Below are 16,775 nucleotides of genomic sequence, written 5' to 3' on the forward strand. Positions count from 1 at the left end.
AGATTTTTGGCTTTTTCAATGAACTTCGTCTGACGTATGGATATGGTCAGGGAAAAACATTGTCTGGCTCTGACGAAAAGGCAACGGGTACCTATCAGACTTCTCATCGTTTGCAGATTGGGGCGGCACCGGGTCTGACAGCTTTCGTCACGAACAATATGGCTGTGGAGGTTTCCATCAATGTCGTTGGTCTGGATTTCAAGTGGATCGAACAGACAACCAATCAGGTAGAACATGGATCATACCGTCAGAGTTCGGCTGATTTCAAGATTAATATATTTTCTATCAACATCGGTATTTGTACTTATTTTTAAATTGACAAATTATGATTATAAAAGCTTTAAAGTTTAGCTTTGTATCACTCTTGTTACTGAACATGTCTTCGTGTATAGAGAATGACATTCCTTATCCTTATATCGAGGGAGTTATTCAGGATATTCAGGTCGACGGAATGCAGGGAGAAGCCGTGTTCAATAATCAGGCTCGCACCATTGAAATTACTATAGGTGAAGATGCTTTTATCGATAGTTTGCCGATTACTAAGTTGGTTGCCAATTCAGAGGCACTGATTTATCCGGATACTGCCGCGTGTATTAAGCCTAACGGCTTTCCTAACTTTAGTTTTACTTCGTTGAACGAACTTCCTGGCAATGCAAATACTGCTGTCGATTTTACAACTCCGGTAGGGTTCTTGCTGAGAACTTATCAGGACTACTGGTGGAAGATTACGGTAAAGCAGGAGATAGAACGTACGATTGAGGTGGAAAATCAGTCGGGAACGGCTCCTTCGCTGGATTTGTATAATCATATCGCCATTATTTATGTCACCGAGGATGCCGACTATCGGAATATCAAGATTAAAAAGTTGAATCTGGAGGGATCCAAGACTGTGCTCGATCCGCCGGCAGAAACGGTAACGGACTTTACCCGTCCGCGTGTGTTTAAGGCTTATCGTAACGGCAGATATATATGCGACTGGACGGTGGATGTGCAGAAGTCATCGGTAGCCGCTTCGGTAGAAAAGGTAAATGCCTGGGCTACCAAGGCTTATATCAGTGGCAGCTTCCGGGCAGGAAATAAGGTTTCGGTGGAATATCGTGTAAAGGGCAGTGAAGAATGGACTAAGCTCGATGCTTCTGCCATCACAGAAACGGGAACTACCTCTTATTCTGCCGAACTTACCGGATTGCAGGATGGTACAGACTATGAAGTACGCGCTCTTGCCGGAGATAGTGAAGGGGAGGCGTATTCTTTCCAGACGGAAACCATTGTGACTCTCCCCAACATGAATTTCGATACTTGGACGCAGGGTGATAAAGCGTGGTATCCTAATCCGGTTGCCAATAACTATGACGATCCGCAGGCTTACTGGGCTACCGGAAACGAAGGGGTTACTATTTACAAGGAGTCGAGTACGGTACCGGTTAGTGGTAGTGATGCTTATAAAGGTAAGGCTGCCAAAATGTATACGTATGGCGATATCCTGCTGGTGGGAGCTGCGGCCGGAAACTTGTTTATCGGAACCTATAAAACGAATATAGGAAGGCCTGTAGACAGTCCGTCGTTTGGACGTCCTTATTCGGGTGCCCGTCCTACTAAGTTGAGCGGGTATTATAAGTATAAGCCGATGCCTATTAGTAATGAAGGTACTGTTCCGGGAAATCTGAAGACGGACCAGTGTCATATCTATTTGAAGTTATGGAATTCGGCCGGACAGGAAATAGCCTACGGTGAATTTGTAGGTTCGGAAACTGTGACTACATATACGAAATTTGAGTTTGATATTGAATATAGTGATACAGCTTCAAAGCCTGCAAAAATTGCCATTGTTGCTACCTCCAGTAAGTATGGCGGCGATTTTAATTCTGAAGGCAAGAAAGTTATCGGACAGGTTGGTGATGGCAGTACATTATGGGTAGATGAATTTGAATTAGGTTATGAATAAATCGATAAGTGAATATATAAAATGGATTGGCTGTTTATGCTCGTTGGTACTGGGTACGGTACTGGGAGGATGCCAATCGGATGAAGAAGCGGTTCTGTCCGGCAAGACAGGATTACTTGTTACGTTGACCGACGAAGAGAATAATGCTTATTCGCGTACAGCTCCCTCCGGTCTGAAAGATCCGTTGATGGAAATGTTTCAGTTGAAGGTAGTATTTAGCGGTACGGATAAGTCGGCGTATAAAGGCAGTTGCAAGGAATCTATCCTGCTGTTGGAAGGGCTCTACGACCTGACGGCTACTTATGGCGACAATCCGGTGATTGCTCTGGATGCTCCTTATTATGTAGGAAGCTTGAAAGAACAGGAAGTGATAAAGGGGCAGATGACTTCGGCTTCTATCTCTTGCTCGGTTGCCAATTCGTTGCTGTCTGTCATTTATAATAAGGAGAGTCTGAATAAGCTGTATGAGTCTTATTACGTGACGGTTTCAGTTGGTGGCGAATCAGTCGATTTGGATGCTGATTCAGGCAAAAGTGCTTACTTCCGTGCCGGTTCGTCGGTGAATCTTGTTTTCCATGGACGTTTGTTGGGTACCGGAAAAGAGGTGACTTACAATATTCCAGATCAGGAGAAGTTCGCAAACATTCCGGTAAAGACTCATGTAAAGGTAACGTTGGGACTGGATGAATCCGGTGTTTCATCGGGCATAGGTGTTTCAATCGAGAAACTGGAAACAGAAACCGTATCTATTTCAGAAACGATTCCCGTAGAATATTTGCCGAAGCCGAAGCTGGAATCAGACGATTTTGTAAACAATACATTGTCGTTTGCCGAAACAGAAAAGAAATCGGCTGTTATTCGCTTGAAGCTTTCGTCTGCCTTGCAGGAGCTGAAGTTGAAGTTTAATTCGGCAGATGCTAAGTTTGCCGGACTGGAACAGGGAAGAGAATATTTATTGTCGAATGCTAAAGATAAGTTGGCTGTAGAAACAGCATTGGGTATTGCATTGCCAGAAATCGGAGCAACGGAGGGCAGTCTTGATTTTACTTCCTTGATTCCCCAGTTGATGACAGATAAAGGTGCTACTGTTGCTTCGACGGTAGAAGTGGATGTTGAGGCCAATAACCGCTGGGCAAGCGAGGATGCATCGGCCAACCGGGTTTATACACTTACTTGTAATAAGCCGGAGTTTAGTGTCAGTGCTTATCCGGGAAATATTTGGACAAAAGAGTTTACAGTGAGTCCTTTGTCGGCCGAAGATGTAAAGGCTGGAGATTATGAATTGTTAGGGCAGAAAATGAAATATCAGTTCAGTGCGGATGGTGAAAACGATTGGACCGATTTGGGAGATGACTTACGGAAAGATGGATTAAATCCTGGTACGATGTATTACATTCGTGGCGTTTATCGTGATGAAATATATAGTGATCCTGTTGCTGTTTCTACTTATTCGGTGGTAAACCTGGAAAATGGAGGATTGGAAGGAGCAAAGATAACTAGAGGTACGGATAGCCCTGGCTTTTTTGGCGCTGATTATGGCGCTTTATATGCATGGGATAATTGGGCTACCTTAAATGCTGTATCTGCTTGTTATTGTTTCAGAACTGCATATTCGTTTAATTCTCGTTCTGGCTGTAGACCGACTTCGGATGCTGTTTCGGGAGAGGCTGTTCGAATTATTACTTTGGGATATAAGGGTGGAAGCTGGGCTGTTCCTCAGGCGGCAATGCATAGTGAGTTGTTCTTAGGAACAAGTGCAGATGATGATGGAAACAGAAGTTATGGTATATCATATAATTCTCATCCTACAGCTTTACGTTTTTACTATAAGTGTATAGAGAATGTTCTTGGTAATGATCTCTCACTGGTTCAAATTCAGATTTTTCATGATGATACTTTGTTGGGACAAGGTGAATTTAGAACTGGAGCACAAGATAGTTATGTCGAAAAAGTTCTTGATATTCTTTATGAAGAGGATGTTGAAAAATTGAAGTTGGCTCCTAATAAATTGTTAGTTTTGTTTAAGTCTGGAATAAAGGAAAATCTGAATTGGGAGACTGACCTGAAGAATTTTAATACAGGCGGTACAACAGATAAAACAGCTGATGCTACTTTTCGTGGTAATGAGTTGTTTATTGATGATGTTTCCTTGGTTTATGACAAATAAATAAAAGAATAATGAGCAAAAAGATTCTATATACGATATTATCTGTTTTCCTGCTGGTCGGTTGTCAGCAGGAAAACGATACGGTACTCTCCGGCGAAGGATTCTTGTCGGTTGGAGGGATAGAGATTCAGTCACAGACAAACACAGAGGTCGCTTCGCGGGCGGCAGACGACATCACCTGGACGGTTGAGTTGTGGAAAGGAGAGGAGATGCTCCGTCAGTTATCGGCCGAAGATATGCAGGATAAGATTGAGCTGGATGCAGCTGATGATTATATGCTGAAAGTGTATAGTCCGAATTATGGTGCTGAACAGAAATGGACGAACGAAGAGAAGGGTGAGCCTGTGTATTATCAGGAGGTGCCTTTTTCTGTAAAGCAGGGCGAAACTACCGGATTGAAGGTTCAGGTTCCCATGATTACTTTTGCTGTAAGCGTAAACCTTTCGGATGTGCTGGGAGATTGGTTGCAGGAATATAGCTTTACGGTTACTTCGGCTGAGCGGACTGTGTCGTTGAAAGATGGAGAAACCGCTTACTTTGCTCATTCGGACGGTGTTTCTTTCAGCTATGAATTGTCTGTTACCAATTCGGATGCGGAAGTGAATGTCCTGAAGGGTGAATGGGGTGTACACGAAGGCGAAACCGTAAATCGCAACACTGTGTATACGGTAGTATATAACTGGAATACCCGGTCTTTGTCTTTGGAAAAATAATCTGAAATACTTTGAGTATAGCCCTCCTTGTTTCATGTATGAGTCTGTTCTCGGCATGAAGAAGGAGGGCTTGTTTGTTATGGTCGCACGGAAGTTCAACAAAGAGTATATTCACCGGGGAATATAAAAAAACGGATGGAATGTTTGCCGCATTCCACCCGTTTTACTTTTAATTATATGAGGATTACTTAGTCTGTCAGACAATACCCTGAGCCATCATGGCTTTGGCTACTTTCATGAAGCCTGCTACGTTTGCACCTTTCACGTAGTTGATGTAGCCGTCCGGTTCTGTACCGTACTGTACACAAGCCTCGTGAATGTTCTTCATGATGCTCTTCAGCTTTTCGTCTACTTCTTCCTGGCTCCAGCTCAGTTTGATAGAGTTCTGAGTCATTTCCAGACCAGATACTGATACACCACCAGCGTTAGCAGCCTTACCCGGAGCGTAAAGAATCTTAGCTTCCTGGAATACGCGGATTGCTTCAGGAGTAGATGGCATGTTAGCTCCTTCGGAAACGGCAATTACACCGTTGGCAATCAAAGCCTTGGCATCGTCTCCGTTGATTTCGTTCTGGGTTGCAGAAGGAAGAGCGATATCAGCCTTTTCGTTCCATGGACGTGCGCCTGCTACATATTTGCAGCCGTATTTTTCTGCGTATTCGCGGATACGTCCACGGTACAGGTTCTTCAGTTCCATGATGTAATCCAGCTTTTCACGGTCGATACCGTCCGGATCGTAGATGTAACCGTCAGAATCGGACATGGTTACAACCTTGGCTCCCAACTGAATCAGTTTCTCTACGGTATATTGAGCTACGTTACCCGAACCGGATACCAGACAAGTCTTGCCTTTCAGTTCGATGTTACGTGTTTTCAGCATTTCCAGCAGGAAGTAGATGTTTCCGTAACCGGTTGCTTCCGGACGGATCAGTGAACCGCCGAATTCGCGTCCTTTTCCGGTCAGTACGCCGGTAAATTCGTGAGCCAGCTTCTTGTACATACCGAACATGTAACCTACTTCACGGCCTCCTACACCGATATCTCCGGCAGGAACGTCTGTTTCAGGACCGATGTGACGCCACAATTCCAGCATGAATGCCTGGCAGAAACGCATGACTTCAGCGTTTGATTTACCACGTGGAGAGAAGTCGGAACCACCTTTGCCGCCACCCATCGGAAGGGTAGTCAGAGAGTTTTTGAATGTCTGCTCGAAAGCAAGGAATTTCAGGATTCCCAGGTTTACAGAACTGTGGAAACGGATACCACCTTTGTACGGGCCGATAGCGTTGTTGTGCTGAACGCGGTAACCCATATTGGTCTGGATATTACCTTTATCGTCCATCCAGGTTACACGGAACTGATAAACTCTATCTGGAATACACAAACGCTCTATCAGGTTTACTTTGTCGAATTCGGGGTGTTTGTTGTATTCTTCTTCGATTGTGCCTAACACTTCTTCTACTGCCTGATGATATTCAGGTTCATTCGGAAATCTTCTTTTCAGATCTTCCAGTACTTTAGCTGCATTCATAATTATCTATTTAGTTGTTGGATTATTGATGTCCTCAATTAATTAATTTTGAATGTGACAAAAATATAGAAAAAAATTTATTTGCACAACATTTGATAAAGAAAAACGAGAAAAAAATATCAAAATACTTGAAATTGTAATTTAAATATGTGTAAATGGTTATTATTTGTTGTTTCTTAGTGATTTGGCGACAGGAATGAATACAAGAGCTCCCGAAATGAGAATCATTATGATAAGGGGGCCGTCAATGTGAGGGGTTGAAGTCAGAATCAGAAAGCAGAGTGCTGCCCAGAACAGTGTCAGGATGACACATTGGGTTTTGGTAAGGGGCTTTTTCATAGGTCGGATGGTATTATGGGGTTATAAAAAGAGAAAGCTGAAAATAAAGGATAAAGTTTCTCTTTTTCGGCGAGGACTTTAAGCTTTATTCTCAGCTTTCCGCTTATTTAGGATTTAACATTGTTTCTTTTTCTTGTCTACGATGGCATCGATGCAGGCAATGGCCGTAATGTTGACGATGTCACGTACCGAACTTTCAATGTCTGTAAAGTGGATCGGCTTGTTCAGTCCCATCTGGATCGGGCCGATGACTTCTGTTTCACTCATGCTCTGGATGAGCTGGTAAGTAGCGTTGGCAGAACTCAGGTTCGGGAATACCAGGGTATTGACTTCCTTGCCTTTCAGACGGGTAAACGGATATTTCTCGTCACGCAGTTCGTTGTTCAAGGCAAATTTCACTTGCATTTCTCCGTCGATGGCCAGTTCCGGATATTCGCGGTGCATGTAGCTGATGGCTTCGTGTACCTTTGCCGGACTTCCTTCCGTATCGGAACCGAAGTTAGAGTATGACAGCATGGCCATAACCGGTTCCTGATTGAAGAAGCGTACTGCTTTCACCGACAGTTTGGCTATATCGATCAATGTATCTGTATCCGGATGACGGTTGATCAGTGTATCGGCGATGAAGTAAGTACCTTTCTTGGAATTAAGGATGTGCATGGTGCCGAAATGATTGTATCCCGGCTGGATGCCGATTACTTCCTTGGCTACTTTGATGGTATTGGAGTATTTGGTGTACAGACCGGTTACAAAAGCATCTGCCTCTCCGGTTTCTACCATCATCATACCGAAATAGTTGCGTTCGAACATCTTGTCGTTTGCCTCTGCAAAGTTGGCTCCTTCGCGGGCACGCTTTTCACACAGAATGCGTGCATAGCGTTCACGGCGTTCTGCCTCGCGGTCGTGACGGAGGTTGACGATTTCAATGCCTTCCAGGTTCAGGTCAAGTTCTTTGGCCAGCTTGGCGATACGTTCTTCGTTGCCCAGCAAAATCGGGTTACAGATACCTTCGGCCTTGGCTTCTACAGCCGCCTTCAGCATGTTGGGGTGTGTACCTTCGGCAAAGACTACACGCTGCGGGCAGCGGCGGGCTGTTTCGTACAACTGGCGGGTCAGCTTGTTTTCCTGTCCCATCAGTTCGCGCAGGTGATTCTTGTATGCTTCCCAGTCGGTAATCTGCTTGCGTGCTACTCCCGATTCCATTGCGGCTTTAGCCACAGCCATGGAAACTTCTGTAATCAGTCGCGGATCGACCGGTTTCGGAATGAAGTATTCCGGACCGAAGGTCAGGTTGTTTACATGGTATGCCTCGTTCACTACGTCGGGCACCGGCTTCTTGGCAAGTCCGGCGATGGCACGTACGGCAGCCAGCTTCATTTCTTCGTTGATGGCGGTAGCACGTGTATCCAGGGCACCACGGAAGATGTACGGGAATCCGATTACATTATTAATCTGGTTCGGATAGTCGGAACGGCCGGTCGACATCAGTACGTCCGGACGTGATGCCATGGCATCCTCGTACGAAATTTCCGGAGTCGGATTGGCCAGCGCGAATACAATCGGATGATCGGCCATGCTTCTTACCATATCCTGGGTAAGCACGTTACCTCGTGACAGGCCCAGGAACACATCCGCTCCCTTGATGGCTTCTGCCAGCGTGTGTACGTCCGTACGGTCGGTTGCGAAGAATTTCTTCTGTTCGTTCAGGTCGGTACGCTGTTTGGAGATGACTCCCTTGCTGTCCACCATGATGATGTTTTCCAGACGCGCTCCCAGCGAAATGTACAGCTTGGTACATGATACAGCCGAAGCACCGGCACCGTTTACAACAATCTTGACATCTTCTATCTTTTTGCCTGCCACTTCCAGTGCGTTCAGCAGTCCGGCACTCGAAATGATGGCTGTACCGTGCTGGTCATCGTGCATCACCGGAATGTCCAGCTCTTCCTTCAGGCGCTGTTCTATCTTGAAACATTCAGGAGCCTTTATATCCTCCAGGTTGATACCGCCGAATGTCGGTGCGATGGCCTTTACGGCTTCTATGAATTTGTCAGGATCTTTCTCGTTGACTTCGATGTCGAAAACGTCGATGCCTGCATAGATTTTAAAGAGCAGGCCTTTTCCTTCCATGACCGGCTTTCCGCTCATGGCGCCTATGTCACCCAGTCCCAGTACGGCAGTACCGTTCGATATGACGGCAACCAGGTTTCCTTTTGCGGTATAGTCGTAAGCCGTTTCCGGATTTTTCTGTATTTCAAGACATGGTTCGGCTACTCCGGGCGAGTATGCCAGCGATAAATCTCTTTGTGTTTGGTATGGTTTGGTAGGAACTACCTCTATTTTACCAGGCTTGCCCTGTGAGTGATAGAGCAAGGCGGCTTCTTTTGTTATTTTCACCATGGTTCTATTGATTTAATGTTTTCTCAATTAATGTGTAGCGCAAATGTAGAAATAAAATAACAAATGGAAGATTATTTCTTTTAAAAAACTATAAATTGTAGAATGTGCCGATTTCTTTGGTCGATAATATTTGTCAATTGGTCGGATTAATTTGGCGATATGTAATAACTCTCTTGTTTTATGGTTATTGTTAGTTAAACGATTGTTTTTTTGAGTGATTTTTTCCGTATATTTGCAAGGCTAAAAACTAAACAGGTTGAAAAAGTTTTCTAATTTTTAAAGAAGAGGGTACGAAAAACATTAACTATTATAATATGAATATGAGTGTAAAAAGAAACAGAAGTTTTTCTTCTAGCCGGATTGCCCTTATGGCTTTGGGGGTATCGGTTTTAACTGCTTGTGGCGGAGGTCAGGGCGGTATGAAAATGGGTGACAACGAATTTGCTGTACAAACGGTTACAACAACTTCCAGTAATCAAACCACTCAGTATCCGGCTACAATCAAGGGTTTGCAGGATATTGAGATTCGTCCGCAGGTATCAGGCTTTATCGTGAAGTTATGTGTCGACGAAGGAGCAACCGTTCATAAAGGACAGGCGCTGTTTCAGATTGATCCAACTCAGTATAAAGCAGCTTACGATCAGGCTAAGGCCAGCGTAGAGTCTGCAAAAGCCAATTTGAAGACTGTTGCTGAAACAGAAGCCAACAAGAAGATGCTGCATGAGCAGAAGATTATCAGCGACTTCGAATATCAGACAGCTATAAATAACTTGCTGACAGCCAAGGCTAATGTAGCACAGGCTGAAGCTGCTTATGCCGCCGCAAAACAGAACCTCGGTTTCTGTACGGTAACCAGCCCGTCGGACGGTGTTATCGGTACATTCCCGTACCGTGTAGGTGCTTTGGTCAGCGCTTCGGTTGCCGAGCCGTTGACTACCGTATCTCAGATTGGAGATATGTATGTATACTTCTCCATGACAGAAAAACAGTTGCTGGCTTTGACAAAGGCAGGCGGCACACTGAAAGAACAGTTGGAAAAAATGCCGGCGGTAAAATTGCAGTTGGCCGATGGTACAATGTACGATGCTGAAGGTAAGATTGATGCTGTCAGCGGAGTCATCGACCAGAGTACCGGTTCTGTAAGCATGCGTGCTATCTTCCCCAACAAGCAGAACATCCTGCGTAGTGGTGGTATGGCAAATGTCGTATTCCCATACGCTATGAATAATATTATTTTGCTTCCTCAGACAGCTACACAGGAAATTCAGGATAAGAAGTTTGTGTATGTCTTGCAGGCCGACAGCACACTGAAGCATACCGAAATCCAGGTATCCAATCTGAACGACGGTAAGAATTATATCGTAACCGGCGGATTGAAAGAAGGCGACAAGGTGGTTGTCGAAGGTGTACAGACCTTGCAGGACGGACAGAAAATTGTTCCTATTACTGTAGCTCAGAAAGAAGCCAAGTATCAGAAAGCCCTCCAGGATCAGCGCGACGGAAACATCAAGAGTGCTTTCAATTGATTGGTGTGAGGTGAACAAAATCGTATAATATTATTAAGGAATAGAATGAAACTAGATAAATTTATTAACCGTCCGGTACTGTCAACGGTAATCTCTATCTTGATAGTTATCCTGGGTATTATCGGTCTTGCTACGCTGCCGGTAACACAGTATCCGGATATTGCGCCTCCTACCGTATCGGTAAGTGCTACCTATACAGGTGCCAATGCGCAAACTGTATTGAACTCTGTAATCGCTCCGTTGGAGGACCAGATCAATGGTGTAGAAAACATGATGTATATTCAGTCTACTGCATCCAACAATGGTTCTGCAACTATTAATATCTTCTTTAATCAGGGTACCGACCCGGATATGGCTGCGGTCAACGTTCAGAACCGTGTTTCTATGGCACAGGGTCTGTTGCCTGCCGAAGTTACCAAAGTCGGTGTGACTACTCAGAAGAAACAAAATTCAATGTTGTTGATCTTCTCTCTGTACGATGCGGAAGACAAGTATAACATTGAGTTTATGGAAAACTACGCCAAGATCAACCTGATTCCGGAACTTCAGCGTGTAAAAGGTGTGGGTGATGCCAGTGTGATGGGCCAGGACTACTCTATGCGTATCTGGCTGAAGCCGGACATCATGGCTCAGTATAACCTGGTTCCGGCTGATATCTCCAATGCCTTGGCCGAACAGAACATCGAGGCTGCTCCGGGACAGTTTGGTGAACGTGGTAAGCAGACTTTCCAGTATACCATCCGTTACAAAGGACGTTTGCAGCAGACCGAAGAATTCGAAGACATTGTCATCAAGGCACAGCCTAACGGCGAAGTTCTTCGTCTGGGCGATGTAGCCCGCATCGAGCTGGGACGTCTGGCCTATACCTTCAGTAATACGGTAAACGGACATAAGGCGGTAACCTGCGTTATCTATCAGATGGCAGGTACCAACGCTACCGAAACTATCAACAACTTGCTGGATGTAATCCATAAAACAGAAGAGAACCTGCCGGCAGGTTTGAAAATCAACGTGGCTCAGAATGCCAACGACTTCTTGTACGCGTCAATCCACGAAGTTATCAAGACTTTGATCGAGGCGTTTATCCTCGTGTTCATTGTAGTATATGTCTTCTTGCAGGATATGCGTTCTACATTGATTCCGGCCATCGCTATTCCGGTTGCCTTGATCGCTACATTCTTCGTTTTGAAGCTGATCGGATTTAGTGTGAACTTGCTGACACTGTCGGCGATGGTGCTTGCCATTGCGATTGTGGTCGATGATGCCATCGTTGTGGTGGAAGGTGTCCATGCGAAACTGGACCAGGGTTATAAATCTTCCCGTGAGGCTTCTATCGATGCCATGAGCGAACTGGGTGGTGCGCTGGTTTCCATTACACTGGTCATGATGTCCGTGTTTATCCCGGTAAGCTTCATGGGTGGTACAGCCGGTACCTTCTACCGTCAGTTCGGTATCACCATGGCTATCTCTATCGCATTCTCCGCATTGAACGCGTTGACCTTGTCACCTGCGTTGTGTGCCCTCTTCCTGAAACCGCACGATTCTGAACATAAGCCTAAGAAGATGAGCGTGATCGATCGCTTCCACGCTTCCTTCAACGCTGCATACGATTCTTTGCTGAAGAGCTATAAGAAACGTGTCGTATTCTTCATCCACAAGAAATGGCTGGCACTGGGTATGGTAGTTGTTTCTATCGTCCTGCTGGTATTCTTCATGAAAGTTACTCCGACCGGTATGGTGCCGAACGAAGATACCGGTACCATCATGGGTGCTGTTACATTGCCTCCTGGTACTTCTCAGGAACGTGCATTGGAAGTGTTGGCTAAGGTCGACAGTCTGGTTGCAGCAGAACCTGCGGTAGAATCTCGTACTATCATTTCCGGTTTTAGCTTCATCGGCGGTCAGGGACCTTCTTACGGTTCTGTCATCATCAAGTTGAAAGACTGGGAAGAACGTTCCATGATGCAGAACTCCGATATTATTTACGCTACCTTGTTCATGCGTGCGCAGAAAGTCATCAAGGATGCACAGGTATTGTTCTTTGCTCCTCCTATGATTCCGGGTTATTCTATTTCAAGTGATATCGAGTTGAATATGCAGGATAAGACCGGTGGTAGCCTGGATCACTTCTTTGAAGTCGTAAACAGTTATACCGCTGCCCTGGAAGCACGTCCGGAAATCAACTCAGCCAAGACAACCTTCAACCCGAGCTTCCCGCAGTATCAGTTGGATATCGATGCCGCAGCTTGTAAGAAAGCAGGTATCAGCCCGAGCGACATCCTTTCTACCATGCAGGGATATTTCGGAGGTTTGTATGCATCCAACTTCAACCGTTTCGGTAAGATGTACCGTGTAATGATTCAGGCAGAGCCGGATGCTACCAAGAATATGGAATCTCTGAACAGAATCAAGGTTCGCAGTGGCAACGAAATGGCTCCTATTACCCAGTTCGTCAGCATGAAGAAGGTATACGGTCCGGATATCATCAGCCGTTTCAACCTGTATACTTCCATGAAGGTCATGGTTGCTCCGGCATCAGGATATACATCTGGTCAGGCCTTGCAGGCTATCGCCGAAGTAGCGAAGGAAAACCTGCCGACCGGTTTCGGTTACGAGCTGGGAGGTATGGCGCGTGAGGAAGCTTCTTCAAGCGGCAGTACTACCGGTATCATCTTCGTACTCTGCTTCGTATTCGTATACCTGTTGCTGAGTGCCCAGTACGAAAGTTACATCCTTCCGCTCGCCGTATTGCTTTCAGTACCGTTCGGTTTGATGGGTAGCTTTATCTTCGTCAACGGTTTCGGCGCACTGGGAAGCATCCCTGCACTGAAGATGATAGTGGGATCCATGTCAAACGATATCTACATGCAGATTGCGTTGATCATGTTGATGGGTCTGTTGGCAAAGAACGCCATCCTGATTGTAGAGTTTGCCCTCGACCGTCGTAAGCAAGGTATGAGTATTTCGTGGGCGGCTGTATTGGGTGCCGCTGCTCGTTTGCGACCTATCTTGATGACTTCTTTGGCGATGATCGTCGGTTTGCTTCCGTTGATGTTCGCCTTCGGTGTAGGTGCTCACGGTAACCGTACACTGGGTTCTTCAGCTATCGGTGGTATGTTGATCGGTATGATTTTGCAGATCTTCATTGTCCCCGTATTGTTTGTGGTCTTCCAGTGGTTACAGGAGAAGGTTAAACCGATGGAATGGGATAGCCTCGATGAAAGCGAAGTAGAATCTGAAATTGAACAGTATTCTCCTGCAAGTAAAACTCATAAATGATAAAGACGATAATGAAAAAACAAATATTAGGTGCAATGTGTGTGGCTGCCATGATGAGCAGCTGCCACATTTATAAAGCTTACGATCGTCCGGAATCGATAGATGCCTCAGGTATCTATCGTGACCCGGCATCGGCAACCGATACGCTGGCTGCCGATACAGCCAACATGGGGAATCTGCCGTGGAAAGAAGTTTTCCGTGATGCGAAGTTGCAGGCTTTGATAGAAGAGGGACTGGCCAACAATGTAGACATGCAGGCTGCTATTCTGCGTGTGGAAGAGGCCAAGGTGATGCTTACCGCTGCCCGTCTGTCTTACCTTCCTTCCATCAATCTGGCTCCTCAGGGAACACTGAGCAGTTTCGATAAGTCGAAACCCTCGCAGACTTACCAGCTTCCGGTTGCAGCAAGCTGGGAAATCGATTTGTTCGGCAAGCTGCTGAACGCGAAACGCGGACAACAGGCTGCTTACCTGCAAAGCAAGTATTCCCGTCAGGCTGTACGCTCACAGATTATCTGTGGCATTGCCAATACTTATTATTCACTGCTGATGCTCGACCGTCAGGTAGAAATCACGACCGAAACTGCTGCCATCTACAAAGAGAATGTACGTGTGATGGAAGCCATGAAGATAGCCGGTATGACTACCGAAGCGGGAGTTGCACAGATGCGTGCTGCCAGTCATCAGGTAGAAGCATCTCTGATGGACTTGAAACGTCAGGTGCGTGAAACCGAAAACTCGCTGGCCGTATTGCTGGCAAAGGCTCCGCAGACCATCGAACGCAGCACACTGGACGAGCAGGTAATGCCCGAAGAACTGACAGCCGGTGTACCTTTGCAGTTATTGGAAAACCGTCCGGATGTGAAGATTGCCGAAATGACATTGGCAAGTGCTTATTATACAACCAATCAGGCACGTTCCGCATTCTATCCGGGGCTGAATATTACCGGTACTGCCGGATGGACCAACAACGCCGGTGTTGCAGTACTGAACCCGGGCAAGCTGATTCTGAACGCTGTCGCTTCACTGACTCAGCCTATCTTCAACAACGGAAAGCTGGTTGCCAACCTGAAAGTTTCCAAGGCTGAAGAAAAGATTGCCCAGATGAACTACCAGCAGACCATCCTGCAAGCAGGAAAAGAAGTCAGCGACGCCTTGTTCCTGTACGATACACAGAACAAGAAACTGATAGAAGACCGCGGACAGGTAGAACAGCTCGACAAGGCGGTTACCTATACCAAGGCTTTGTTCCAGAGCGGCGACGCTACCTATCTGGAAATCCTTACAGCACAGCAGAACCTGCTGAGTGCACAGTTGAGCGAAGTATCCGATAACTTCCAGCGTATTCAGGCTGTTATCGATTTGTACAGCGCCGTGGGAGGAGGAAGAGAATAATTAACCTTAAATAATGACAGAAACTATGATTAGTCCTTTAGCTTACGTTGACCCCTCTGCCAAGATCGGAAAAAACGTTACGGTACATCCGTTTGCCTATATCGACAAGAATGTGGAGATAGGCGACGATAATGTGATTATGCCTTATGCCAGCCTGATGAGCGGCACTCGTATGGGAAACGGCAACACAGTATACCAGGGTGCGGTGATTGCAGCCGTACCTCAGGATTTTGCCTATACCGGCGAGGATACACTGGCTTGCATCGGCAACAACAATGTCATTCGTGAAAACGCTGTGATTATCCGTGGTACACATGCCGGACATGCTACTACCGTAGGCGATGGTAACTTCATCATGACAGGGGTACGTTTGTCGCACGATGTTACGGTGGGCAACCGCTGTATTATCGGAAACGGTTCACAGGTATCAGGAAACTGTATCATTCAGGACTGTGCCATCCTTACATCCAATGTGCTGATGCAGGGAAATACACGTCTGGGAAGTTTCTCTCTGGTACAGGGAGGCTGCCGTTTCATCAAGGATATTCCTCCTTATATTGTAGCGGCTCACGAACCGATTGCCTTTTACAGCATCAATACCAAGGTGCTCGAGATTACAGGTTTCTCCGAAACACTCATCAAGCATATCGCACAGGCATACCGTATCCTGTACAAGGCGAATACTTCACAGCACGATGCGTTGCTCCGTATCAAGGAACAGGTACCGCCCAGTGCAGAGATCAACCGCATTATCGAGTTTGTTGAAACATCAAAATTAGGAATCATTCATTAATCGTATCGTATGGCAGGCGTAAAGAGAAACAAGTACGACCGGGAAGAACTGAGGAAGCGGGTTATTGCTGAGGCCTTCCGCGCTTTTGGCAAATACGGCATAAAAAACGTCCACATGGACGATCTTGCCTGTTCGCTCTCCATATCCAAGCGTACCCTTTACGAACTCTTCTGCGATAAGGAACAGCTTCTGCTGGAAGTGCTGATCATGCACCAGCAGGAAATGAATACCTATATAAGCGAGGTTGCTTCCAAGGCTGAAAATGCCCTGGAAGTAATCTTTGCTTTTTACAGACGTAAGCTGAGTGAACTCACTGAGCTGAATCCGCTTTTTCTGCGCGACCTGCGCAAATACCCCAATGTGTTGTCATACGTACGCGAACGTCAGAAGCTGAGCGACGCGGCGGCACTGGTTCATTTTCAGAAAGGCGTGGAAGAAGGCATCTTCCGCGACGACATCAATTTCGACATCATCAATCAGGCCATGTCCATGCAGTTTGAGATGCTCGTATATTCCGATATAACCGAAAACTACCCGTTATCAGAAATTTACAGCGAGGTGACTTTCCTGCACATGCGGGGAATTTCCACTCCCAAGGGAATGCAGATGGTAGACGCTTTTTTACAGTCGGTAAAAGAAAAGCCCTGACAATCCCTCTCATTATCTTCGAAAAACCGCTATCTTTGCA

The 16,775-nt window shown here is 46.0% G+C and carries 11 protein-coding genes and 1 pseudogene; 9 read left to right on the forward strand and 3 right to left on the reverse strand.

Annotated elements, in window-relative coordinates; all coding sequences use genetic code 11:
- From WKT12_RS13820 to WKT12_RS13835, 4 genes and pseudogenes are all read left to right on the forward strand, one after another.
- Window positions 1–314, forward strand: a pseudogene (locus WKT12_RS13820) (hypothetical protein); the annotation flags it as partial.
- 11 nt (window positions 315–325) lie between these two features.
- Window positions 326–1,945: a PCMD domain-containing protein gene (locus WKT12_RS13825; protein ID WP_340320048.1), complete on the forward strand. Its 1,620-nt coding sequence runs from the start codon at window positions 326–328 to the stop codon at window positions 1,943–1,945.
- On the forward strand, window positions 1,938–4,112 hold the full coding sequence (locus tag WKT12_RS13830) for a DUF4493 domain-containing protein (RefSeq protein WP_340320049.1): 2,175 nt from the start codon (window positions 1,938–1,940) through the stop codon (window positions 4,110–4,112). Before WKT12_RS13825 ends, WKT12_RS13830 begins: the two co-directional genes overlap by 8 nt.
- An 11-nt stretch (window positions 4,113–4,123) precedes the next feature.
- A complete protein-coding gene (locus WKT12_RS13835) occupies window positions 4,124–4,825 on the forward strand; it encodes a DUF4493 domain-containing protein (protein WP_340320050.1) in 702 nt (233 codons plus the stop codon).
- A gap of 196 nt (window positions 4,826–5,021) precedes the next feature.
- Here the strand turns inward: WKT12_RS13835 and WKT12_RS13840 are convergent, their stop codons facing one another.
- From WKT12_RS13840 to WKT12_RS13850, 3 genes are all read right to left on the reverse strand, one after another.
- A complete protein-coding gene (locus tag WKT12_RS13840) occupies window positions 5,022–6,356 on the reverse strand; it encodes an NADP-specific glutamate dehydrogenase (protein ID WP_021971697.1) in 1,335 nt (444 codons plus the stop codon).
- Window positions 6,357–6,518: 162 nt separating this feature from the next.
- On the reverse strand, window positions 6,519–6,695 hold the full coding sequence (locus WKT12_RS13845) for a hypothetical protein (RefSeq protein WP_021971698.1): 177 nt from the start codon (window positions 6,693–6,695) through the stop codon (window positions 6,519–6,521).
- A gap of 114 nt (window positions 6,696–6,809) precedes the next feature.
- Window positions 6,810–9,095: an NADP-dependent malic enzyme gene (locus WKT12_RS13850; protein WP_021971699.1), complete on the reverse strand. Its 2,286-nt coding sequence runs from the start codon at window positions 9,093–9,095 to the stop codon at window positions 6,810–6,812.
- A gap of 314 nt (window positions 9,096–9,409) precedes the next feature.
- On the opposite strand from WKT12_RS13850, the gene WKT12_RS13855 reads away from it, so the two are divergent.
- Genes WKT12_RS13855 through WKT12_RS13875 form a run of 5 tightly spaced genes read left to right on the forward strand, consistent with a single transcriptional unit; the run spans window position 9,410 to window position 16,735 of the window.
- Complete coding sequence (locus WKT12_RS13855) at window positions 9,410–10,621, forward strand: efflux RND transporter periplasmic adaptor subunit (RefSeq protein ID WP_340320051.1); 1,212 nt, start codon at window positions 9,410–9,412, stop codon at window positions 10,619–10,621.
- A gap of 45 nt (window positions 10,622–10,666) precedes the next feature.
- Window positions 10,667–13,900, forward strand: a complete 3,234-nt coding sequence (locus tag WKT12_RS13860) for an efflux RND transporter permease subunit (RefSeq protein WP_021971701.1) — start codon at window positions 10,667–10,669, stop codon at window positions 13,898–13,900.
- A gap of 11 nt (window positions 13,901–13,911) precedes the next feature.
- Window positions 13,912–15,294: a TolC family protein gene (locus tag WKT12_RS13865; RefSeq protein WP_340320052.1), complete on the forward strand. Its 1,383-nt coding sequence runs from the start codon at window positions 13,912–13,914 to the stop codon at window positions 15,292–15,294.
- A gap of 25 nt (window positions 15,295–15,319) precedes the next feature.
- Window positions 15,320–16,087, forward strand: a complete 768-nt coding sequence (gene lpxA, locus WKT12_RS13870; protein ID WP_021971703.1) for an acyl-ACP--UDP-N-acetylglucosamine O-acyltransferase — start codon at window positions 15,320–15,322, stop codon at window positions 16,085–16,087.
- 9 nt (window positions 16,088–16,096) lie between these two features.
- Window positions 16,097–16,735: a TetR/AcrR family transcriptional regulator gene (locus WKT12_RS13875; RefSeq protein ID WP_021971704.1), complete on the forward strand. Its 639-nt coding sequence runs from the start codon at window positions 16,097–16,099 to the stop codon at window positions 16,733–16,735.
- Window positions 16,736–16,775 lie beyond the last annotated feature (40 nt).

Source organism: Phocaeicola sp. HCN-6420 (assembly GCF_037890145.1).
In the GTDB taxonomy this organism is placed as follows: Bacteria; Bacteroidota; Bacteroidia; order Bacteroidales; family Bacteroidaceae; genus Phocaeicola.